25 protein-coding genes and 8 pseudogenes are annotated in these 21,077 nt (G+C 38.1%); 5 read left to right on the top strand and 28 right to left on the bottom strand.

The annotated features are described in order from the left end of the window. Positions 1 to 8 precede the first annotated feature (8 nt). Positions 9 to 221, top strand: a complete 213-nt coding sequence (locus ACWYN3_RS28020) for a DUF2945 domain-containing protein (protein ID WP_456217291.1) — start codon at positions 9 to 11, stop codon at positions 219 to 221. Here the strand turns inward: ACWYN3_RS28020 and ACWYN3_RS28015 are convergent. From ACWYN3_RS28015 to ACWYN3_RS27955, 13 genes and pseudogenes are all read right to left on the bottom strand, one after another. Continuing rightward, on the bottom strand, positions 188 to 541 hold the full coding sequence (locus tag ACWYN3_RS28015; protein ID WP_456217290.1) for a hypothetical protein: 354 nt from the start codon (positions 539 to 541) through the stop codon (positions 188 to 190). The genes ACWYN3_RS28020 and ACWYN3_RS28015 overlap by 34 nt on opposite strands. Before the next feature lie 9 nt (positions 542 to 550). Further along, positions 551 to 865 carry a 2Fe-2S iron-sulfur cluster-binding protein gene (locus ACWYN3_RS28010; protein ID WP_456217289.1) on the bottom strand — a complete coding sequence of 105 codons (315 nt, stop codon included), beginning with the start codon at positions 863 to 865 and terminating at the stop codon, positions 551 to 553. Beyond that, positions 858 to 1,265, bottom strand: a complete 408-nt coding sequence (locus tag ACWYN3_RS28005; protein ID WP_456217288.1) for a hemerythrin domain-containing protein — start codon at positions 1,263 to 1,265, stop codon at positions 858 to 860. Before ACWYN3_RS28005 ends, ACWYN3_RS28010 begins: the two co-directional genes overlap by 8 nt. A gap of 146 nt (positions 1,266 to 1,411) precedes the next feature. Beyond that, positions 1,412 to 1,720, bottom strand: a complete 309-nt coding sequence (locus ACWYN3_RS28000; RefSeq protein ID WP_456217287.1) for a group III truncated hemoglobin — start codon at positions 1,718 to 1,720, stop codon at positions 1,412 to 1,414. Positions 1,721 to 1,818: 98 nt separating this feature from the next. Continuing rightward, positions 1,819 to 2,235 (bottom strand): cytochrome C, encoded by a 417-nt coding sequence (locus ACWYN3_RS27995; protein ID WP_456217286.1) that lies wholly within the window; start codon positions 2,233 to 2,235, stop codon positions 1,819 to 1,821. Position 2,236: 1 nt separating this feature from the next. Then, complete coding sequence (locus tag ACWYN3_RS27990) at positions 2,237 to 2,473, bottom strand: hypothetical protein (RefSeq protein ID WP_456217285.1); 237 nt, start codon at positions 2,471 to 2,473, stop codon at positions 2,237 to 2,239. A 45-nt stretch (positions 2,474 to 2,518) separates the two neighbouring features. Beyond that, a complete protein-coding gene (locus ACWYN3_RS27985) occupies positions 2,519 to 3,028 on the bottom strand; it encodes a c-type cytochrome (RefSeq protein ID WP_456223176.1) in 510 nt (169 codons plus the stop codon). Positions 3,029 to 3,079: 51 nt separating this feature from the next. Beyond that, positions 3,080 to 3,514, bottom strand: a pseudogene (locus tag ACWYN3_RS27980) (cbb3-type cytochrome c oxidase subunit II); the annotation flags it as partial. A gap of 238 nt (positions 3,515 to 3,752) precedes the next feature. Then, positions 3,753 to 4,744, bottom strand: a pseudogene (locus ACWYN3_RS27975) (cbb3-type cytochrome c oxidase subunit I). Positions 4,745 to 4,746: 2 nt separating this feature from the next. Next, the gene (locus ACWYN3_RS27970) at positions 4,747 to 5,247 is read right to left on the bottom strand and encodes a hypothetical protein (RefSeq protein WP_456217284.1); all 501 of its coding nucleotides are present in this window, start codon (positions 5,245 to 5,247) and stop codon (positions 4,747 to 4,749) included. 8 nt (positions 5,248 to 5,255) lie between these two features. Beyond that, on the bottom strand, positions 5,256 to 5,666 hold the full coding sequence (locus ACWYN3_RS27965; RefSeq protein WP_456217283.1) for a hypothetical protein: 411 nt from the start codon (positions 5,664 to 5,666) through the stop codon (positions 5,256 to 5,258). A 62-nt stretch (positions 5,667 to 5,728) separates the two neighbouring features. Further along, positions 5,729 to 6,946 carry an NO-inducible flavohemoprotein gene (gene hmpA, locus ACWYN3_RS27960; protein ID WP_456217282.1) on the bottom strand — a complete coding sequence of 406 codons (1,218 nt, stop codon included), beginning with the start codon at positions 6,944 to 6,946 and terminating at the stop codon, positions 5,729 to 5,731. Between the two features lie 44 nt (positions 6,947 to 6,990). Next, entirely contained in the window at positions 6,991 to 7,428 is a 438-nt protein-coding gene (locus ACWYN3_RS27955; protein ID WP_456217281.1) for an RrF2 family transcriptional regulator, read from the bottom strand. Positions 7,429 to 7,683: 255 nt separating this feature from the next. Between ACWYN3_RS27955 and ACWYN3_RS27950 the strand changes: the two genes are divergently transcribed. The 3 genes from ACWYN3_RS27950 to ACWYN3_RS27940 are packed head-to-tail and all read left to right on the top strand — an operon-like array spanning position 7,684 to position 9,640. Next, positions 7,684 to 8,277 carry a hypothetical protein gene (locus tag ACWYN3_RS27950; protein ID WP_456217280.1) on the top strand — a complete coding sequence of 198 codons (594 nt, stop codon included), beginning with the start codon at positions 7,684 to 7,686 and terminating at the stop codon, positions 8,275 to 8,277. After that, positions 8,187 to 8,816, top strand: coding sequence for a chloride channel protein (locus ACWYN3_RS27945; protein ID WP_456223175.1), 630 nt, complete (start codon positions 8,187 to 8,189; stop codon positions 8,814 to 8,816). The genes ACWYN3_RS27950 and ACWYN3_RS27945 overlap by 91 nt, the downstream gene beginning before the upstream one ends. Next, the gene (locus ACWYN3_RS27940; protein WP_456223174.1) at positions 8,759 to 9,640 is read left to right on the top strand and encodes a chloride channel protein; all 882 of its coding nucleotides are present in this window, start codon (positions 8,759 to 8,761) and stop codon (positions 9,638 to 9,640) included. The genes ACWYN3_RS27945 and ACWYN3_RS27940 overlap by 58 nt, the downstream gene beginning before the upstream one ends. 276 nt (positions 9,641 to 9,916) lie before the next feature. Here the strand turns inward: ACWYN3_RS27940 and ACWYN3_RS27935 are convergent, their stop codons facing one another. Beyond that, positions 9,917 to 10,150, bottom strand: coding sequence for a hypothetical protein (locus ACWYN3_RS27935; protein WP_456217279.1), 234 nt, complete (start codon positions 10,148 to 10,150; stop codon positions 9,917 to 9,919). A 168-nt stretch (positions 10,151 to 10,318) separates the two neighbouring features. Between ACWYN3_RS27935 and ACWYN3_RS27930 the strand changes: the two genes are divergently transcribed. Continuing rightward, positions 10,319 to 10,753, top strand: coding sequence for a hypothetical protein (locus ACWYN3_RS27930; protein ID WP_456217278.1), 435 nt, complete (start codon positions 10,319 to 10,321; stop codon positions 10,751 to 10,753). Positions 10,754 to 11,137: 384 nt separating this feature from the next. Here ACWYN3_RS27930 and ACWYN3_RS27925 read toward each other — a convergent pair whose 3' ends face one another. From ACWYN3_RS27925 to ACWYN3_RS27860, 14 genes and pseudogenes are all read right to left on the bottom strand, one after another. Further along, entirely contained in the window at positions 11,138 to 11,674 is a 537-nt protein-coding gene (locus tag ACWYN3_RS27925; protein ID WP_456217277.1) for a metallophosphoesterase family protein, read from the bottom strand. Next, on the bottom strand, positions 11,638 to 11,928 hold the full coding sequence (locus ACWYN3_RS27920) for a metallophosphoesterase family protein (protein ID WP_456217276.1): 291 nt from the start codon (positions 11,926 to 11,928) through the stop codon (positions 11,638 to 11,640). Before ACWYN3_RS27920 ends, ACWYN3_RS27925 begins: the two co-directional genes overlap by 37 nt. Positions 11,929 to 11,968: 40 nt before the next feature. Next, positions 11,969 to 13,053, bottom strand: a pseudogene (gene arsB, locus ACWYN3_RS27915) (ACR3 family arsenite efflux transporter). Between the two features lie 12 nt (positions 13,054 to 13,065). After that, a pseudogene (locus tag ACWYN3_RS27910) lies at positions 13,066 to 13,501 on the bottom strand (arsenate reductase ArsC). A 13-nt stretch (positions 13,502 to 13,514) separates the two neighbouring features. After that, a complete protein-coding gene (locus ACWYN3_RS27905) occupies positions 13,515 to 13,769 on the bottom strand; it encodes an N-acetyltransferase family protein (protein ID WP_456217275.1) in 255 nt (84 codons plus the stop codon). Beyond that, positions 13,756 to 14,007 carry an N-acetyltransferase family protein gene (locus tag ACWYN3_RS27900; protein ID WP_456217274.1) on the bottom strand — a complete coding sequence of 84 codons (252 nt, stop codon included), beginning with the start codon at positions 14,005 to 14,007 and terminating at the stop codon, positions 13,756 to 13,758. Before ACWYN3_RS27900 ends, ACWYN3_RS27905 begins: the two co-directional genes overlap by 14 nt. A gap of 10 nt (positions 14,008 to 14,017) precedes the next feature. Beyond that, positions 14,018 to 14,486 (bottom strand): annotated as a pseudogene (locus ACWYN3_RS27895) (DUF6428 family protein). 56 nt (positions 14,487 to 14,542) lie between these two features. Then, positions 14,543 to 14,874, bottom strand: a pseudogene (locus ACWYN3_RS27890) (ArsR/SmtB family transcription factor). 379 nt (positions 14,875 to 15,253) lie between these two features. Next, the gene (locus ACWYN3_RS27885) at positions 15,254 to 15,574 is read right to left on the bottom strand and encodes a hypothetical protein (protein ID WP_456217273.1); all 321 of its coding nucleotides are present in this window, start codon (positions 15,572 to 15,574) and stop codon (positions 15,254 to 15,256) included. 210 nt (positions 15,575 to 15,784) lie between these two features. Beyond that, positions 15,785 to 18,222: pseudogene (locus ACWYN3_RS27880) on the bottom strand (heavy metal translocating P-type ATPase). 45 nt (positions 18,223 to 18,267) lie between these two features. Further along, positions 18,268 to 19,281: a multicopper oxidase domain-containing protein gene (locus tag ACWYN3_RS27875; RefSeq protein WP_456217272.1), complete on the bottom strand. Its 1,014-nt coding sequence runs from the start codon at positions 19,279 to 19,281 to the stop codon at positions 18,268 to 18,270. Positions 19,282 to 19,352: 71 nt separating this feature from the next. Next, positions 19,353 to 19,781 (bottom strand): hypothetical protein, encoded by a 429-nt coding sequence (locus ACWYN3_RS27870; protein WP_456217271.1) that lies wholly within the window; start codon positions 19,779 to 19,781, stop codon positions 19,353 to 19,355. Then, a pseudogene (locus tag ACWYN3_RS27865) lies at positions 19,778 to 20,726 on the bottom strand (multicopper oxidase domain-containing protein). Before ACWYN3_RS27865 ends, ACWYN3_RS27870 begins: the two are co-directional and overlap by 4 nt. A gap of 50 nt (positions 20,727 to 20,776) precedes the next feature. Then, positions 20,777 to 21,067: a heavy metal-binding domain-containing protein gene (locus tag ACWYN3_RS27860; RefSeq protein WP_456217270.1), complete on the bottom strand. Its 291-nt coding sequence runs from the start codon at positions 21,065 to 21,067 to the stop codon at positions 20,777 to 20,779. Between the last annotated feature and the right edge of the window lie 10 nt (positions 21,068 to 21,077).

Raw genomic sequence — 21,077 nt, 5'->3', positions numbered from 1 at the left:
CCCACTTTATGGAAAAACGATTTAAAGTAGAAGATAAAGTAAGCTGGAATTCAGAAGCAGGAAGGGCTTCTGGAACAATTATTAAAATACATACCAAAGATTTTGTTTACAAAGGCTATACACATCATGCTTCGCAAGCAGAACCTCAATATGAAATAAAAAGTAGCAAAACCGATCATATAGCCGCTCACAAAGGGGCGGCTCTTACTTTAGAAGCGTGAATTATTTTAAAAAACCAAGCAATTATCCTTGAAATCAGTAAACACAAACTATCTTCCAATGCCATCACACTATGCTGTATGTTTATCGGAATCTGATGATCATCAAACTTAGTCAGTGTAACAGATCGGCCCTCTTCGAGATAAGTGACCTGTCCTTCCAAAATCAGCAATCTCGCGGGAACAGCTGTTTTATGTGCTTTAAGTTCCATTCCACTTTGAAAAGCCAAAACAATTATCTTGAAATGTTCCTTTTTTTCCAATACTTTAATCACAGGCCCTATTCCGGTCTGCTCTAATTGATCCAAAGCTTCCTTTATCATCACACGATCTTAAAATTTAAAATTATTTATATTTTCATTAATTTGCAACTGGCAAGATAGGCGAAAACCATCCTGTACAATTCCATGTTTTGTCAATGTTGAGTGTTCATTTCTATTAAAATCAATCAATAGCTCCCAGTCATCCAATACTTCTACCAGACAGGTACCGCATTTCCCCATACCTATACAATCTCCAAATTCATCCGGACAAATTCTGTCAAAAATCAGCATCATTAAACTACGGTATTCATTTGCAAAAGTTTCTACTTTATAGAGCGTCCCCTCATAATCTATATTAACATGAATAATCTTAAGTTCATCCATTTGAGCTTTCCTTTTTCTTTATCCAAAACTCGTCACTGTATTCATCTCTAAAATCATCTATATGGTCTTTTTCTAAAAAATGGGAAACGCCGTGCAGCTTCGCATCAGATAATTTCTCTTCCAGATAAGGAAATGCAATTCTTTCTTCAAAACGAATATGATTACTCAGCAAATCCGCAAATCTTTTATAAGCACTCAGATCATCCTTAGCAAACGTATTTAAATTTTCAATCTGTGTCGATATAGCTATATGATCATTTTTAGCCTGTACACAAACAGGCTCGTCAATCATATTAAACAATAAAACATCTTCATTTAAAAAATGATTCTTCAAATGTCCCTCCCAGAAGTAATTCAGATATGCCCTTAGCCGAGCTGGTGCTATATTTAATTCAATCAATCCTTTTTAAGCTTCCAGGAGAAAAGCAGGCCCAAATGATGTTCACGTGAGAGCACTTTTAATTCGTCACTTCTTTTAATCGGCTGAGTCTTCATCATATTTCGATACATAACTTAATAAACTGAGCTTGCAGGCAGCAGTCCTCTTTAAACAATAACTCGACTTGGGTCACCCCGCATTGCATCAAACTTACTTAAGAACATTATGCTCATAGTTTCAGCCTTTTTTTTTGTATTTACCGCCATTTCACCTACAAACAGGCTATCAATGGTGTCATAAAAAAGCAATATCCAGCGCTGAAAATGCTCGCTGTTTATGGGTAAAGGAGCATGTCTGGCGAACGGATTTCCGGTAAAGCCGGGAACACCGAATAATACCGCATTCCAAAATGCATACATTTTTCGTAAATGAGGATCCCAGTCCTGAACTACATTGTTAAAGACGGTGCCTATCAAGTCATCGTGCTGAACCTTCTCATAAAATTTTTATTAACAAATAAAATAATATCATCCAGTCCTTTTATCTCTTTTCTTGTTTTCATGTCAGTTAGTTTTTATTTAGTGTACAGCTGGACTGCTGAAGACGTAAAATGATAATAGGCAGCCCAGGCAACAAATAATATCAGTAGTATAAAGATCCAGAAGGGGATGCTTTGCGGGGTTTCGCTACCTACGATCATAAAACTTTTCTGGTCTCCTTTTCCGTAGGCATTAACCATGATGGGGATCACGCCATCTACTACTGCATTTTCTTTGATCCCCTCAATGGCAATGGCCGGCCCGTTCCTCACTTCAAAGGGCACAAGACGAATGCCTTCTTTTCCTGACGGGTCTTTACTGACAATTTTAAGAATATGTTTGCCATCGATCAGTTTGGTCGTGTCGAGTTCAAAATTCACGGGAGCAACCAGCTCTGCAATGGGCTGAGTGTCTTCATCAATGAAGATATAGATCTTGCTACGTGCTTCCATTTTAGTCTGTATTTAGAATGATGATTTGTTTAATGTGGCTTTCAGCTTCTTCTCCCGGTTTGACGAGCCATTTAACAGAATAAAACAAAGTAAAAAGAACAATTATGACTGCAATTGTTATAATTGCATAATCCCAATTCCCATCCGGACCTGCTCCATGTGTAATTCCTCTTAATAATTTTGGCTGTTGTTTCTCACATGCCGGGCAGGCAAATACCGACACTATAAAAAAAAACAAAGCGGAATGGTTAATGCTATAAAAATTTTGCTTTTCATCATTTGGTTATTTAGCTGTTACTTTAACTTTATCCATCAGTTTTTTCACCTCATCAACTGTTACTTTTTTCGCATTGTTACCCCAACTGCTACGTTCATGGTTCATGATCGCTGCAATTTCTTCAGGTTTCAACCTATTATTGGTACCAACGGCAGGCATCACACCGAATCCTTCTTTCTCTCTGCCACTGTAACCATTCATGATGATATTAACCAATAACTCGGGATTTTCATCCAGAACAACCTTACTACTACCCTTGAGTGGCGGAAATGCTCCTTTTAACCCTTCACCGTTCTGCTGATGGCAACTCTGGCAATTGTTAGTATAAAGAATCGCTCCATTCAGTTCTTTTGGTCCAACAGCTTTGGCATCTTTAGTTACATCGCCTGGTTTTTCAAAAAGAAAAACTGGTTTAGGTGCATCACTAGGTAGCTTGGTTTGCTTTAATGCCTGCAGATAGGCAACCAGTTGTAAAGCTTCTTCTTTTGCGATAACTGTACCTTTCTCTCCCCTCATAAATTCTTCCGGCACACTAACAGTCACATCACCTTGTGCCGCTTTATCTTTTATTTCGAACATCCAGGGATAGCCAGGCATAATTGATTCTTTGACAACGATACGCGGATTGAATAGATGTGAAAGGTGCCATTCCTTACTCGGTTGGCGGGAACCGATATTGGTCAGGTCAGGACCAGTACGTTCGGTCCCCATTAGAGTAGCTGTATTTCGCCAGAAATCGGTACGGTGGTTATCTGCATAATCTGCGGCAATGCTTGGTCTTTCTCCCCAAACCTTATCCATATCGACATTACGTACCTGCTGGGTGTGGCAAGCCACGCAACCATTGGAGATAAACACCGCCTTTCCTTTAACTGCCTGGTCATCTAAGGGCTGAGCAAAAGGAAGTGGTGCATTATTGGCCTGGTTATTAAGCGCCGGAATAATACAGACAAATAAGGTCAGCACCGCAAAAAGCAGAAATGCCGCAGTAAATAATTTGGTATGGTTATTAAAAAAATTCCATGTGAGATCTGATTGATTTTATAGATTGGATTCCGTTGAAGCAGAGGACTGGTTTAGCTTTTCGATAGCGGCCTCACGTATATCTATCGTCGTACTCCCTGTCAACATTTTATACAGGTTATAAGCAAAAAAGAGATGAGAGAGCCACATCAGACTGCCGCCGATTGCCCGCCACAACCAATAAGGCGCCATAAATACTACGCTATCTATAAATGGCTTACCCTGCATCCACATCACCTTTAAGCGTACTTCCATACATCAGTGGTATCGTATAAAACAACAAACCAATCAATGCAAGCCAAAAATGCGCACCGACTGTAATTTGAGGAGCCTCTTTTCCTGTTAATCTTGGCACAACTGCATAAATTCCTGCCCAAAGAAAAAAACAAATGATGCCATACATAGTAATATGAGAATGGGCAACGGTAAAATCGGTAAAGTGCCAGATCAGGTTGGTTGAGCGAAAAGCTTCGGCCGTGCCCTGAAGTGACCCTGTAAAATAGAATATGATCCCAATAATAAAGAAAGGAAGTGTATAACTGGAGGGAATTTTATACCAAGCCCCCTTAAATGTCAATATAAAGTTTGTCGTGCCTGCTGCAACCGGGATCACCATGCCTACACTTCCTACTATTGCTGTAGTCTGTAGCCACCATGGAATGGAGCTAAATACAAAATGATGTGTCCCTATTACGGTATAAAACAGGATCTGCGTCCAGAATGCAAGGATTCAAGACTATAAGAATAAATAGGTTTATTCAGTTGCTGAGGAAGAAAATAATAAACGATACCGAGCGTAAAGAGCATAAACCACATCCCCACGCCCTGGTGCATATAATATCCTTGTATAATTGTTTCGCCCAGACCATCCTGCCAGATCGGAACATAAGCAACAATAGCTATGACGATGGCAAAAATTACTGCGGCTACAATGTACCAGTTGGAGATATAGATCTCTTTGGTGGTCCTTTGGGCAATGGTCTGGATAAAATTGATCAGGGTTAAAAACAGGCCAATACCGAACAGGAGCATTACTGGCCAGATGTATTCCCGGTATTCGCCCCCGCCATTGTTAAGTCCAGCCATCAGACATATAGTTCCAAATATCACCGTAATGTTAATCAGATAAAGAGTATACCAACCTAATTTTATACTCTTGAGTGGAGCATTACTGACACGGGGCACCACATAATAGCCCAAGCCCAACATACCTAGAGATGCCCAGCCCAAAATACAGCATTGGTATGTACTGGACGCAACCGTCCAAAACTCAGCCAACTTAACTGGTCTGCATCCGGAGCAACAAATTTTATCCCCAGATATTCACCAACAGTAGTCCCAAAAACCAACCAGAAAGCAGCAGTACCTATAAACCATAAAATGAGCTTTGCTAGTGCGGGATCAACTGGTGGTCTTTTTACTGCTTTTTTCTTTGCCGCTACAACAGGTAAACCAGCATCGCTATTCACTTGTCGTAATAAGCCTTTGCTATCCTCGGCAGAGATGTTACCCGAAAGTTCAAGATGCGTCAAAGTATAACCAAGTGCTTTTTTGCGTTTAATCAGTGTCTTTTTTAACTCTTCATGATCTCCCTTTTCAATTAAGGCGATAAGCTCTTCTGCATCCTCAACCGTTTGTTTATTTTGATATTGCAGGAACAGATTGCTCACTTTTGTTATCATCAGCCAAATTCCCACCATTATAGGAATCAAAATGAGGACTAACGTAATACTATACCTCCTTCAGTCCATATTCCTTCGGTGGCATTAGTCGTCTCGGAAAATCCTCGGTTACCATAAAGGGTCAAAAAAACAAACATTCCTAAACTTAATATCCGTGACCTCATGGTTTTACTATGGTCTTTATTTTTCTTTGTCAGATGATGCAGGAAGGTTTCAATCTGATTACTGTTTAAGGTTTTGATAAATTCATTTACCCGGATTGTGTCTTGTTTTAAAGCTGGTTTTTTGAACAGATCCTGAGTATGTCTGATCTTGCTATAAAGGAAAACCGAAGCTACAAGGATCACCAGAATAACCACAAAAGAAGTATACAGCAATACCGATGTTAGATCTACACGTGCTAAGGCTAAAATTAAGCCTGGTGTAATCAATAAATAAACCTTTATCATAATGTATTTTCTATCTTTTATTAAAATGTAAATGGTAACTGTTCCTGCAGTTAAAACCTTAATTAATTCAAGTTAAGCAATGCCGGACCAAATTCCTCGAAATGAATAGATTCTTTGCTAATTCCTTTTGCAATCAGATCGCTGAATTGTTTTTGAATGAAAGCTGATGGGCCACAGACATAATATCGCGTACCGGGAAATTGTGGTAGATTGGCGATTTTATTGATATCTAGAAAACCTTCCAGGATTCCTTCCTGTTTATCAGTAGGACTTGGAAGATCATAAAAAATATGTTGGTTTACATTGTCTTTCTCTTGAGCAATCTTATCCAATTCATTCTTAAAGGCATGTACATTACGATTTCTGCAACCATGTAGCCAGGTAATGTCATGACTATAATCTTGATCCACCAGATTCTGCAGCATGCTCATCAAAGGAGTAAGCCCTACCCCGCCACTGATCAATACCACTGGGGCATTTAAATCCGCAGAAAGCGTAAAATTCCCGGCCGGGGCTGTAAGGTCGACTTTGTTACCCTCTTGAATAAAATGATGCAGGTAATTACTAATTTTACCATCGGTATCCTGTTGTACTCCTTTTTCCTTTTTTACTGAGATTCGGTAATACTCCTGCGTGGGCGTACTGGAAACACTATATTGGCGAGATTGGTATAAATTCATTTCCGGCAGAAAAACCCGGATACTGATGTATTGGCCTGGAACATGCGGCATCACCTTTCCTCCGTCAGTCGGGTAGAGATAAAATGAAGTAATTTCTGTGGATTCTACAATTTTCTTGCCGACAGAAAAAGGTCTCCAGCCCGTCCAGCCGTTCTGTTCAGCTGTCTTTTTACTATAAAGTTTACTTTCATGCCCAGACATCAGATCAGCAAGCTGCTGATAAGCTGCCGTCCATGCTTCTACAATTTCCACTGTCGCTGCATCGCCCAAAACCTCCTGAATAGAAGCAATCAGATGCCTGCCAACAATCTGATAGTGCTCAGGTCTGATATCCAGACTGACGTGCTTATGGCCAATCCTATCTACTACAGGCATAAGTACCCCTGGATTGGCAATATTCTCCGCATAAGCCAGTACCAGTACAGCCATTGCCAAAGCAGTTTGTTGTTTCCCGCTTTCCTGGTTCCCCATGTTGAACATATTTTTCAACTCGGGGTTGTGTTCAAACATCCTTTGATAGAAATGTTTTGTCAATAAAATCCCGTTTTCCTTTAATACCGGAACGGTTGCGCTAATCCATTGTTTTTGTTCGTTAGTCATAATAATATATTAATACCTTTTTATCTTTTATATAAGCAGATTTTTTATTTTCTTAATGAAGTAATTCCAAGGTTCAAATCTTCATTAAATTCTTCGATAGTCGTATTCTGTAACATCTCGTATATGCGTCCCCTTATCACTTTAAAATCATTATGTAATGGACACGGATTAATTTCTGAACAATAATTAAGCCCTAAGCCACAGCCAGTAAACAGACTATTTCCATCCACAGCTTCGACAACGCCAGATAGTCTTCGTTTTAAGGAAATATCATCCATATAAAAACCGCCATTTGGTCCTTTTGCAGATTTGATTATATTTCTCCGACTAAGATCCTGGAGGATTTTAGCAAGGAAATGTTCTGGTGAGTCTATTCCCGATGCAATTTCTTTAATTCCCACCCTTCCACCATCAGCGGTCCGGTGTGCGATAAAGAACACCGCGCGCATTGCATATTCACATGTTTTAGAAAAGATTCCCATAACTGAAGCAAAGTTAAAAATTATTCCAAAATAAAAGACGTTTTTATCTTTTATTTTTATTTCAAATATTGAATTCTCTAAATGTGATAGATGATCGAATAAGATATCTCAAATATCTCTGTAAAATTGGGTCACATTAAGCAAGTTATTTTTTCTTCTCCTGCCTCCTATATGAGTTAAAATAATATTTACTCTTTTAGGAACCTAACACTATATATTTCAGAAATTAGGATTCAAAATTACTGACAGAAAGTTATGCGAGCCAAACTGCAATTAAATATGGATTTTGAGATTTTTTTTACTTTAATACATTCCCTTCAAACTTTTAATTCTCTATATTTAGCGAAATCAAGTTACCCCAACAATACAGTGAGAATTAGCAATAGAAAAAAATATTATAGTTTTCTCAAATACAAAAGAGATTTTCAAAAATACAGCATAAAGAAAGTAAGGAGTTATGAAATCATTTTACACTGGTTAAAAAACAGACTTAGTCGTAATCAATTTCTAATTCTATCGGGTATTTTGGTAGGGTGTACTGCAGGACTAGCTGGCGTATTATTAAAATCGCTTGTTCACTATATACACTTTGTAATTACGAGCAAAGTTCATTTTGAATATCAAATTCTCTTTTATATTGTATTTCCATTCTTGGGTATTATTCTTACCACTAGCATTGTACTATCTGTTTTTAAAGGGCAGGATCGAAAAGGTATAGGTGCCATATTATATGAAATTGCTCGTAATTCGAGTATTGTATCTTCCGTAAAAATGTATTCTCAGATCATACAAAGCGCAGTTACGGTTGGACTAGGAGGTTCGGCAGGATTAGAAAGTCCAATGCTGTAACTGGAGCTGCTATTGGTTCTAATTTTGCACAAACTTATAAACTGGATTATAGAGAACGTACCCTACTTCTGGCTGCTGGAGCTACTGCTGGGATTGCTTCCGCATTTAATGCACCGATTGCGGGAATGATGTTTGCATTTGAGATTCTTCTTACAGGGGTGGTATTTTCGGATTTTATTCCACTTGTTGTAGCAGCAGTTTGCGGTAGTTTAGTTTCAAGAATTGCGCTTCAAGAAGATGTTCTTTTCCGCTTTCATGCCCGGGAAGCATTTAATTACCACAATATTTTATATTACCTGTTACTAGGATTACTTACAGGTTTGTATGCCCGGTATTTTGTAGTCGTTTCCCAATGGGTAGAGCATTTTTTTTATAAACTAAAATTATCCAGATTGCAAAAAGCTGCCATTGGCGGTCTTATCCTATCCCTTTTATGCGTACTTTTTCCACCATTATTTGGAGAGGGATATGAAACAGTTAAATCTTTCACCATGGAAATGCCCAAAGTATACTTCACAATAGCTTATTCAGATATTTAGAATTTAAGGAGTGGTTAGTTATTATATTTCTAGGGTTAATTTGTATACTTAAAGCCTTCGCAACATCCATTACGATATTTAGTGGTGGTAACGGTGGAAATTTTGCTCCGGCTTTATTTGCTGGTGGCACACTTGGATATCTGTTTGCTATCGCGTGCTCTTATCTTGGAATACCTGACGTTCCAATTACCAACCTGGTATTGGTGGGCATGGCCGGAGTAATGAGTGGGGTTTTATACGCGCCTTTAACAGCGATATTTCTAATTGCAGAATCCAGTTCAGGTTACGATCTATTTATTCCACTTATGATTGTATCGGTGATTGCTTATTTGATCGCAAGGTGGTTCTCTCCCGTTTCGCCAGATTTAAAAAAAATGGCTGATGATGGTAAAATATTCACCAGAGAACATGATAAGAACTTACTCACGCTATTGCATACCGAGGATCTTATCGATCGAAATCCACAGGTGATTCATAAAGATGCTCCATTGATTGACTTATTGGAAGTTATTAAAAATGGAAAGAAGAATATGTTTGCTGTTTTGGACACCGAACGACATCTTGTTGGATTACTCACCTTAGACGATATGCGCCCATTTCTCTTTGCTAAAGATCTACAGGCTTCTTTAGACATATCAAAAATGATTCAATTGCCTGTAGCTGTGATTCATCCCGATGATCAAATGCATGAAATTATTAAAACTTTTGATGAGACTGGCGCCTGGCATCTACCGGTTATAAATGATGATGATGAATTTATTGGATTTATTTCAAAATCATCGGTTTTAATGAATTACAGGCAATTATTGAAAGAGTATTCTTAGGATTAAAGTCTAAATGCAAATATCTTTAACAAAATTCATCTCCAGACTAGGCCATTTACTTGTTGTTCACCAATACAGGGTAATCTTTAAAGCCATTTTGCTTAAATTATTAACAGAGTAGTCAAGATCATCTCTCTTCTTTTACCTTAATCATTTAAAAAGGATATTTAAAGTAATTAATGGGTTTTGTAAATACAAAATTGAGGAACTTAAAGAAAGAAAGATCTTGGTGCTCGATAAACTAAAGACACGGCAAATTATAGATAGAGATAACACCTAATGGTACCGACGTCCTTTTTCCTGTTTCGAAGAAATGTAAAAAATTATCCCTAAAACGAAAAAAAGCCCCCCAATAAAGGTTACCCATGGAAATGATTCCATTCCATTGATATTGATGGTCCAGACATGGGCGTCTACTGGATTAACATAATTCAGATTCCCAAATATAAAACTTCCCACAATCATAATAACTATTCCGGCTATCATGAGCACTATGCTTGATTTTTTCATAACATTGTTTAATTAATTAAAATTACGAATAATTATAAATATAATACACTTTTATATTTCTAAAACAATAAATATTTAAATTTGTTTATCTGACTGATTGTTCTTCAGGTAATGATACATACATAATGCTGATAAAATCATTGGCAGTCAAAAAAACAATTTTATACTATGAAAAAGATGTTTTTTATTTCGGCCTTATTTTACCTGACAACTGGGTGTACCGATTTAGGGAATGATAACTTTATAAAATTTCAGGATACTATTGGCATCATCAATTGTGCAATAAAAGACAAAAGTTTCCAAGCACAAATATCCCCTCAAACCAAAACACTCATTGTTATTAAAAACAAGTATTATCAAGACAACTGGCCACAACAAATAGGCATACTAAATGTTGTTTACGAACGGGAAAAGCCTGAGGATTCAACCGCTATTTTATCTGGGGAACATCGATTTTATAGGATTGAATATTTAGAAATCAATAAAAAAAATGGTGATATTGCCATTCTATCTCTAAATACAAAAGTATTGTTGAATTATCACGTTACAAAGGGAAATAACAACAATTGGAAAGTTAATAGCGTTAGCTTGAAACAATACTAATTTGGTAAATTAACGCATCATTAATGAAAATATTCTCATCACTCGATCTACTTTCATTAGAACCTCCTCCTTCTCAAATGGATTCTAATAGATTTCGTCAATTGTAAAATCTATATTTTCATCTTCAATGACCATCGTAATCCTACATTTATAGTCTGGGATACCCCAAACTGGAAACTTTGATTTTTTTCCCAAATGCTTTGAAATGTGGAGAATCAGGTTCAAGCTTATGAGTCTTCTACTTTGACCATCCATTAAAGGACAAAAATCATCGTTTCTAGCTTACAGAAGCAATATAATCACTTTTTTTAAAACTTCAAAATTTTGCTCCGTAACGTATTTGTAACGTTTTTTTAGGAATAATAAATATTATAGCCCAACAGATCACCTAGAAAATATACTATCCGTTGCGTAACATATCAGCGTAACCATTAGGCAAGGGACTATCCTCAACAGCTTTTGCCGCCTTTTCAATATCATACTCAAAACGGACGAACTCCACTTTAATGCTATGCTATCCTTATCGGTTACTGTACTTTCAGGGTTGATAGTCAGAATCACATAACCGCCCCTTGGGTCTTTATCCTTTGGTTTGCCTACTGATCCTATATTGATCGCATGACGGAAATGATCATTCCCGTCAATGCCTGAATTTAAAATACGGTGGTACGGTTGGTGGGTATGGCCAAAGCACATAATGTCGGCATCGGCCTGTTCCATAATACGGAGCATACTTTTCTCATCACGGTCTTCAAACAGATATTCATTTACTTTACGGGGACTTCCATGAACAAAAAGTACGTTGCGTTTGTCATGATTCAACTGATATTCCAGTCTGATATGTGCCGGGAGCGTTCTCAAATAAGCACGTTGTTCGTCTTTGACTATTTCGTTTGTATAAGAAATAGACACTTTTCCCATTGCCTTCTCTTCGTCTGTTTTATAGGCGCATCCGCAATCATCACTTGACCTGCCGATCCCCCATCATAATTACCCGCAATAGTGGGAATACCCCGTTTGCGGATCTCATCGATTACTTCATTAGGCCAGATGTTATACCCAACCAAATCGCCAAGGCAATAAATGCCATCTGTATTTCGTGTTTCCAAATCTTTAAAAAAGGCTTCCAATGCCGGAAGATTGGCATGAATGTCTGAGAAAAGAGCAATTTTCATATAGTTTATTTAAGTCGTTTGTGGTTTTTTATTTTATCATTTATACATTAATAGCGGGTGCTGTTTTATAGTATTTTTTCCTGAACCAAAAAGCAAGGTTTACCAAGGCAATTAAAGCCGGAACTTCTACCAAAGGGCCAATAACTCCCGCAAATGCCTGTCCTGAATTAATCCCAAATACACCAATCGCAACAGCTATTGCCAATTCAAAGTTATTTCCCGTAGCAGTAAAGGCTATTGAAGTACTCTTAGAGTAATCTGCTCCAAAATATCTTCCTGCAAAAAAGCTAACCACAAACATGATTGAAAAATAAATCACAAGCGGAATAGCAATCCTTACCACATCATCCATCGGAATTTGAACGATTAGTTCGCCTTTCAAACTAAACATCACCACTATGGTAAAAAGCAGTGCAATTAAGGTTATCGGAGAAATCAGAGGGATGAATTTATTTTGGAACCATTCTTCTCCCTTAAGCGCAATCAATGCGTATCTACTGATCACCCCCATAGCGAAAGGAATACCTAAATAAATCCCCACACTTTTGGCTATTTCAGAAATGGTAATATTCACATCCAGACCTTGAAGGCCAAAATATGGCGGAAGAACAGTAATGAAGATGTACGCAAATACACTGTACAACAGCACCTGAAAAATACTGTTTAAGGCAATTAACCCGGCAGCATATTCACGGTTTCCTTCGGCAAGCTCATTCCAAACAACTACCATAGCAATACACCTTGCAAGGCCAATCAGAATTAGGCCAACCATATATTCAGGATAGTCACGTAAAAAGATAATGGCAAGGAAGAACATCAATATTGGGCCAACTACCCAATTCAATATTATGATACACTCAACACCTTAGTGTCTTTAAAAACCTTACCCATCTGCTCATACTTAACTTTTGCTAGTGGCGGGTACATCATTAAGATCAACCCTATTGCCAATGGAATATTCGTTGTGCCACTGGAAAAAGAGTTGATGAAGCCAGATGATGATGGAATAAAAAAGCCAATGGATACACCAATAGCCATTGCCAGGAAAATCCATAAGGTGAGGTAACGGTCTAAAAAGCTTAATTTTTTTCTTTCACTTGCGGGTGCGCAATTTATTGCTGACATATCTAATGATGGTTATGAGGTAATCACCTCGTTTTTTAAGTTTTCCTGAACAAAATCAAAGCAATAGGATTTGATCATTTCACTGACCATTCTAAATCTCTCCATAATTTCTTCTTCACTGCCTGTTGCCTTTGCTGGATCAGGAAAATTGTAGTGAAATTTTTTGGCTTTAGTTGGAAAGTATGGACAGCTTTCTTTAGCGTTGTCACAAACAGTAATTACACAAATCGAAATCAATATCCATGTATTCGTTGATGTTGTTCGACGTATGAGCTGAAATGTCAATCCCGCTTTGAAGCATTACGTTAATCGCTCTGGGATTAACTCCATGTGTTTCAATTCCTGCGCTGTAAATTTGCGCATTACCATCTGCAAAGTGTCTTAAATACCCTTCCGCAATTTGACTACGGCAACTATTGCCTGTGCATAGCACCAATACTTTTTTCATTTATAGCTTAAATTTATTCTTGTCCTGTTATTTTACTTCTGCGTTCTAACAATACGGTGTCTCTCCAAACTCCATCCATCTTTCCTATTTTTTCTCTGTAGCCCACCTGTCGAAATCCCAATTTTTCATGTAGGGCTATGCTTGATAGGTTTTCTGGAAATATTCCTGCTTGAAGTGTCCAAATGTTTTCTTTTTCTGTTTCAATTACTAATTTTTGAAGCAGTGATTTACCTATGCCCTGACCTCGAAAATTCTCATGGATATACACACTGACTTCCTGTTACCCCGGCATAAACGCACCTGCCCGAAACAGGAGTTAATGCTGCCCATCCTGCGATAATGTTATTGGCTATTGCCAGATATCTAAAACCGGGAAGATGGGTTTTATCCCATTCTTCCCATGCTGGTGCATCCGTTTGAAAAGTAGCTTGTTTAGTAGCTATTCCTTGCAGATAAATTAACTTAACATCTTCCCAATGAATGGGCATCATTTCAATGATCTCCATATTAACGGTATTAGCAGCAACCACCACCTGGGGTACAAGCTGCGCCAGAAGCCAGATTTACCATTTCAACTTTTTGTTTTTCAGCAGGGACACCACATTTATCCATTGCAAGACATGCAGTCTTCTTAGAAATCAAAAGAAAGTTTTCCCCATCATAACCCAAGTCATATTTACCAATGGTTTCTGCCTGGTATTCCACCTCAATCTCTGAATCTTCCATTCCCAATATCTTTTCTGAAAGTGAAATGATATTGAGCAGTTTTCCAGCTTTTTAATCTGTGTTCATAATCATTAGCATCCCATAATTGAAAATTGGCCACTTTTTCATGGCGTACTGTACCCCCGCAGTCGATAAAGTCCTTTGTGATAATTCCTACTTCTGTTACATGGAAATGTTCAGGTACTGAATTACCATTTTCCAGTTTAAAATTCACGCCTTCAGCAATAGCAAGGATTTCTTTTATTTCTGATAGTTTCATAATTTATGTATTTAAAGTATTATTGCAATTTAACGATTGATTGGATTAAAAAAAGGTTAACAGCAAGCTGTTTCGCCTTTATATTCAGCAAGAAAGGCACCTAGTTGTGTTTCCAATAATTTCCATGTCTTTGGATTGATACAATAACAAACGCTCACACCTTCTATTGTACCCTGTATAATCCCTGCATTCTTCAGCTCTTTTAAATGTTGTGAAATCGTAGCCTGCGCTAATCCAAGTTCCCCAACCAGATCACCACAAATGCAGGTGTTAGAGATCAGTATATTCTTTGAAGATTTGCAATACGTGCAGGATGAGCCATAGCCTTTAACAAGGTAGCAAGCTGGTTTTGTTCATCTGTAAATATTTCTGTTTTTGTAAGTCCCATAATTATCTATTGCAATATTACGATGCACTTAGATTAAATCCAACTTTTTTATAAAAAAAATTTTTAGCTTGATGATTTATTACTTAAAGAAAACATTTAAAGCCGGGTTATATGCCCGGCTTTAAAATTATTTACAGGATTTACATCCACCAGATGTTTTACACTGTTTTGTGCAATAATCCATACAAGAGACCTTTGAGCAACTTATTGAACACTTGGTACAGTGATTCATTTTAGAGTTACAACATGGTGTATTGGCAAAAGAAATTGCAGAAATATTGAATACCATCATTGCTGTGATGAAAAGAAACTTTTTCATGACCTTAATTTTTAATGTGTTTAATAATAAATTGACTTTTAACTAGCAACTGAATTATTATTAAACTTGCGGCGGATGCCAAAAATTAGTAGCTGAGTAAACAGGTAAGTTTCTATTAAGGTATCTATTAATCATTCCCTCTTTTACCAATGGAATAAGTACTTTAACAGGAACTGAATTAAGTGCTGTAAACACTAAATTGTTATAACAAATATTTGCATTACACATGCCATGACCACAATTTTGCTTTTGGTGCGGGCAAGACAGATCTCTTTCCATGTGCAAGCAGCAATCTTTTTTGCTTTCTACTTGCAATGTATGAATGTTTCCTACTGAAACAAAAACCATACAAATTACCATAAAAATACTCAATGTCTTCATAATATTTATTAACGTAATTTCTTTAAAAAAAGTTTTTCAAACCAGGAACAATAACACATTAATGTACTGACATACAGAAACCTAAGTTCTTTTATTATTTAAGAGATTTCGTTTTTATAACATTTAAATGTATTTAATTAAAAATTTAGTCAATCTTAGCACTTCTAAGACGTAATGAGTTCAGAATAACGGATACTGAACTGAAACTCATCAAAGTGCAGCGATCATCGGTGACAATAAAATTCCAAAAAATGGGTATAAAAGTCCCGCAGCTACGGGTATTCCCAATACATTGTATCCGAGGGCAAAGAAAAGGTTACCTTTAATATTGCCCATTACCTTGTGACTAAGGAAGCGGGCTTTTGCAATCCCGTTCAAATCTCCCTTTACCAACGTAATAGCGGCACTTTCAATGGCAACATCGGTTCCAGTGCCCATAGCAATACCAATATCGGCCTGTGATAATGCGGGCGCATCATTAATACCATCACCCGCCATTGCAACTTTTTTTCCTTCAGCCTGCAGTTTTTTCACTTCATTCAGTTTATCTTCAGGTAACATACCGGCTTTGAAACCGTCCAAATTCAAGGTTTCGCTTACAGCCCTTGCTGTATCCTCATTGTCTCCTGTAAACATGATTACCTTCAAGCCTTCATCCTGAAGTTTTTTAATAGCATTGGCACTTGATGGCTTAATTTTATCAGAAATACAACAAACCCAACGGCTTTACTTCCGACCGCTAAATAAGAAACGGTCTTTCCTTGTTTTTGGGCAGCCTTAACTTGTTCCTCCAATTCAGGATTAATCTTGGCTTTAACGTGTTCCATTAATTTCTGGTTACCTAAAGCAAGTTTTTCGTCTTTTAAAGTGCCCGTTACACCTTTTCCTGTTACAGCTTCAAAATTTAAAATCGGTTGAACATTTACTTTGTTTTCTTCTCCATAACGAAGTGTTGCCTGCGCTAAAGGATGTTCGCTGCTGCTATTTAATGCTACTATTCTTTCAAGGACTTTCTTCTCATCAAAATCCGGATTTGTACTAACGACCTTTTCAACCGATGGCTTTCCCTCTGTAACCGTTCCAGTTTTATCAATAATCACAACATCGATGGCATTCATTTTTTCCAGGGATTCTGCATTCTTAATCAATACACCAGATTGCGCACCTTTACCTACACCCACCATTACAGACATTGGCGTAGCCAAACCAAGCGCACATGGACAGGCAATGATCAATACGGCAATAGCATTTACGAAAGCGTAGACATAAGCAGGTTCAGGCCCATAAATTGCCCAAACTACAAATGTCGCTATGGCAATCAATACCACTACAGGTACGAAATATCCAGAAATCTTATCAGCCATTTTTTGGATAGGCGCTTTTGAACGACTTGCGGAATTAACCATTTCAATGATCTGAGAAAGTAGTGTCTCTGAACCTACCTTTTCAGCAAGCATTACAAAGGTTTTATTACCATTAATAGTTCCTGAACTAACTTTGTCTCCGATCTTTTTCTCCACGGGAACAGGTTCACCAGAGATCATAGATTCATCTATTATGGCTTCTCCTGTTTTGATACTTCCATCAACAGGTATTTTTTCTCCGGGTTTCACCCTCAACAAATCTCCCTTTTGAATGTCATCTATGGAAACTGTCGATTCTTTATCTCCTACGACCTTTGTGGCTGTATTTGGGGCTAATTTTAATAGTTCTTTAATGGCACTATTGGTTTTACCGTGTGCCCTTGCTTCTAAAAGCTGTCCAAGTAAAACCAGCGTCAAGATCACTGTTGCAGCCTCAAAATACACATAGACTGTACCATGGTGGGTTTTAAACTGGTCTGGAAAAACATCAGGAAAAAGTAGGGCGACAAGACTAAATAGCCAAGCCACCCCCGCACCAATACCGATCAAGGTAAACATATTTAATTTCCATGTAATTATGGATTGCCATGCACGTTGAAAAAACATCCATGTTGCATAAAATACCACCGGAATTGAAAATGCAAATTGAACCCAGTTCCAATATTTCAGATCCATTAGCTTGAAAATCGGATTACCCGGTATCATTTCTGACATTGCAAGCAAAAAGATAGGGACGGTAAAAACGGTTGCAATCTTAAACTTGTGTAAAAGCGTTTCATAAGTTTTATCTTCCTCTTCCAAATCTACGCCCAATGGCACCAAGTCCATTCCACATATCGGACATGAACCTGGCTGATCCCTGATAATCTCCGGGTGCATAGGACATGTAAATTGGGTGGCTTGTTTTGATACAGCCTGCTTCAGCAAGTCCATTCCACAAACTGGGCAATGGCCTGGTTTATCATAAGTTTTATCTCCCTCACAATGCATTGGACAATAGTATACACCTCTGGTTTCTTTCTTATCAACCTTAACCGGAACTGTGCCATGATCATGATGACTGGAATGATTAGGTATATGTTGATCTTCAGGAGTCTTTTGAAAGCCGGACATTTCAATCTTGTAATTTCCAACAGCAGAAAGCGCTTTCTTCAGTTCTTCAGTCGGAATATGTTTATCCATCATAATTGTTGCTTCAGCTGGCTCCAAGGTGACTTTCGCTGAGATCCCGTCAATACTATTTAAGGCATCTTCCACTTTACTGCGACAACCCTGACAGGTCATTCCGGTTATTTTATATGTATGCTTCATGATGTTAGCGTTAATTCGTTAATAATTTAATGTTAATCCTCCACCATAGCCCATGTCACTGTCATAGTGTGTAGACAGGCCGAAGTATTTAGTAATGATGTACCTAAATCCAGCCATATACTCCTTGTCTGTATTGACCATAAATTGAAAGCGCAGCCTTTTGGAGATTGGTACATCTTCTCTCATCAACTGAAATCTGACATTTCCTTTGTTATCTACTGAAGCATCTGCGACAATTAGCATCGGCAAGGTGTATTGTACCCCCAAATGAAATACTTGCCTGAAATTTTTGGTATTGCTTTGTCCAAAAAGATTCTCTCCGGGAGATAAGGATTGTCCAAAGATATTCTTGTCCATTGGATCAACTGTTCGTTTACGGAAATCCCAACCAACGTATGGGAAGAGCCATTGGTTTCTTCCGAGGTATCTACCAAAATGACTTTCACTTTCATACCCCATCTCTTTATCAAAACCGATTCTCCATTCCGTGGTGAAGCGATAACGAGTGTTAGCCAACATAATCTCACCGTCACTACCATTGGTTTCAATTCCTATTCTTGCCATTGGGTGAAATTCCCGGTCATCACTGAACAATTTGCGTTGTGCTAATTTAGGATTAGGAATTTCTGGATTAGCTGGAGAGTTTTCATAACTAAATACCCTGCCCATTCCACTCATCATATGATATAGAATATGACAATGGAAAAACCAGTCACCTCCCGGTTCTGTAGCCGCAAACTCTATGGTATCCCTTTCCATCGGCATAATGTCGATGATGTTCTTCATTGGAGCATATTCACCCTGTCCATTGACAACCCTGAAATCATGACCGTGCAGGTGCATTGGATGACGCATCATACTATTGTTAAACAAAATGACCCTAACGTTTTCTCCTTTTTTAATCAGGATTTTATCGCTTTCAGAGACGGTTTTATTATCCAAAGTCCATACATAGCGGTTCATATTTCCTGTAAGATCAAATTTCAGTTCTTTCCACGGTCCGTTAGGTAATGTTGTTTTTTTTTGGATCACGGAGCATATTATAGTTCAATGTAACGATGTCGGGGCTTTCCGCTGTCATATTCATACCAGCCATGCTTTTATCATTTGGCATTTGCATGCCTGGCATAGCTGCTTTTTTGTTTTCTTTTTTTTTTAGGATTATCCTCACCTGTTACTTCAGGATACATGACTGTATTCATATCCATGACCTGGTTTTGCATTTTCATGCCCTCCATTTCAATCATGTTACCGTTCATATCCATCATATCGTTCATCATCTTCATCCCGGCAAAATATTTCAATTTAGGTAGTTTTTGAGCAGGAACTTTTTCACCTTTCCCTAACCAAAGAGAAGCCGATTTTGTGCGGTCTTCAGGCGTCACCAAAAATTCGTAACTTTTGTTTTCAGGAATGGTGACCACCACATCGTAAGTTTCAGATACAGCTATAATTAACCTGTCCACTTCTATAGGCTCGACATCATTTCCATCAGTAGCGACCACGGTTATTTTCCCACCTGAATAAGTCAACCAGAATAATCAGATGCCCCACCATTGGCGATACGAAGCCTTACTTTATCCCCGGCTTTAAATTGTGGCTGTTCATTTTGATTCTTGCCATTGATCAGAAAAGTATCATAGTAAACATCACTTACATCCATAGCATTCATCCGCTTCCACTCATTAGCCACTTTAGTTTTAAAATGGCCTGTTCTAATCGCTTCTGCGTAACTTTGAGTCGTTCCTTTCTTAATTGCAAACCAATCGTTGGCATTTTTCAGGCTACGATGTACCTCTTCAGGTTTCATGTCTGTCCATTCACTGATAACCACCGGAATTGTTGGAATATTCCATTCATTTCTTTTGTGCATGATAAAAGCACCATACATACCAATCTGCTCCTGCAATTCACTATGACTATGGTACCAGTGTGTACCGTGCTGAACAATAGGGAATTTATATATGTAAGTAGAATGCGGTTTGATGGGCATTTGAGTAAGGAAAGGAACCCCATCCATCTTGTTCGGCAAAAAAGCCATGCCAATGCAGGGATGTCTCTTCATTTAGTTTGTTATGTACATATATCAATGCGGTATCACCTTGAGTAAAGGTTAGTGTTGGCATTGGTATCTGTCCATTTACTGCAATTGCCCTTTTTGTTTTTTTTCCGTAGGTTACCGTTGTATCTGCAATATAAAGATCATAGCGAACGGTTCTAGGTAGTTGACTGGAGGCAATGGTTTTAATAGGCCCCAAATTAGCCTTAGCTTTTTTGATGTTTTCCATTGTTGCACTATTGTCTCCCATTTGCATCCCTTCCATTCCGTCCATACCCCCCTGATTTTTTGGAGCTTCCTTTATAGGCATTTCCATTTGATCATGATTAGGCTTAACCAACTTAGTCTTTTCAGGTACTAGTTTCATTCCGCATTTTGGACAATTGCCAGGCTTAGCCGAATGGATTTCCGGGTGCATCGGACAGGTATAGCTGACTTGTCCAGAGGACTCTTTACCGTCCTGCTTTTTCATCGGCTTTGCATGTCTCCCATATTTTCGTTTTTCGGTGGAGAGGTCTTTTTCTCCTTCTCCCCCCCCGATTTCGGTTTAGCAGCTTTTGCCTTTTGAACAACAAGCTTCATTCCACATTTTGGACAATTACCGGGCTTATTGGATTGTATTTCCGGGTGCATTGGGCACGTATAAGTTGCCTGTGTAGATTTACTATTTTCTTTTGGGGCCATATTCATCCCCTTCATCTCCTGGGCAGAAACTGCAGAATAGAAGATCAGTAAGAAAACCGTTATTATATTTTTCATTTTGATGATT

The sequence above is a fragment of the Pedobacter sp. NJ-S-72 genome (assembly GCF_053890575.1).
Note: the sequence above shows the minus strand (reverse complement) of the source record. Positions and strands in the feature narration are given on the sequence as shown.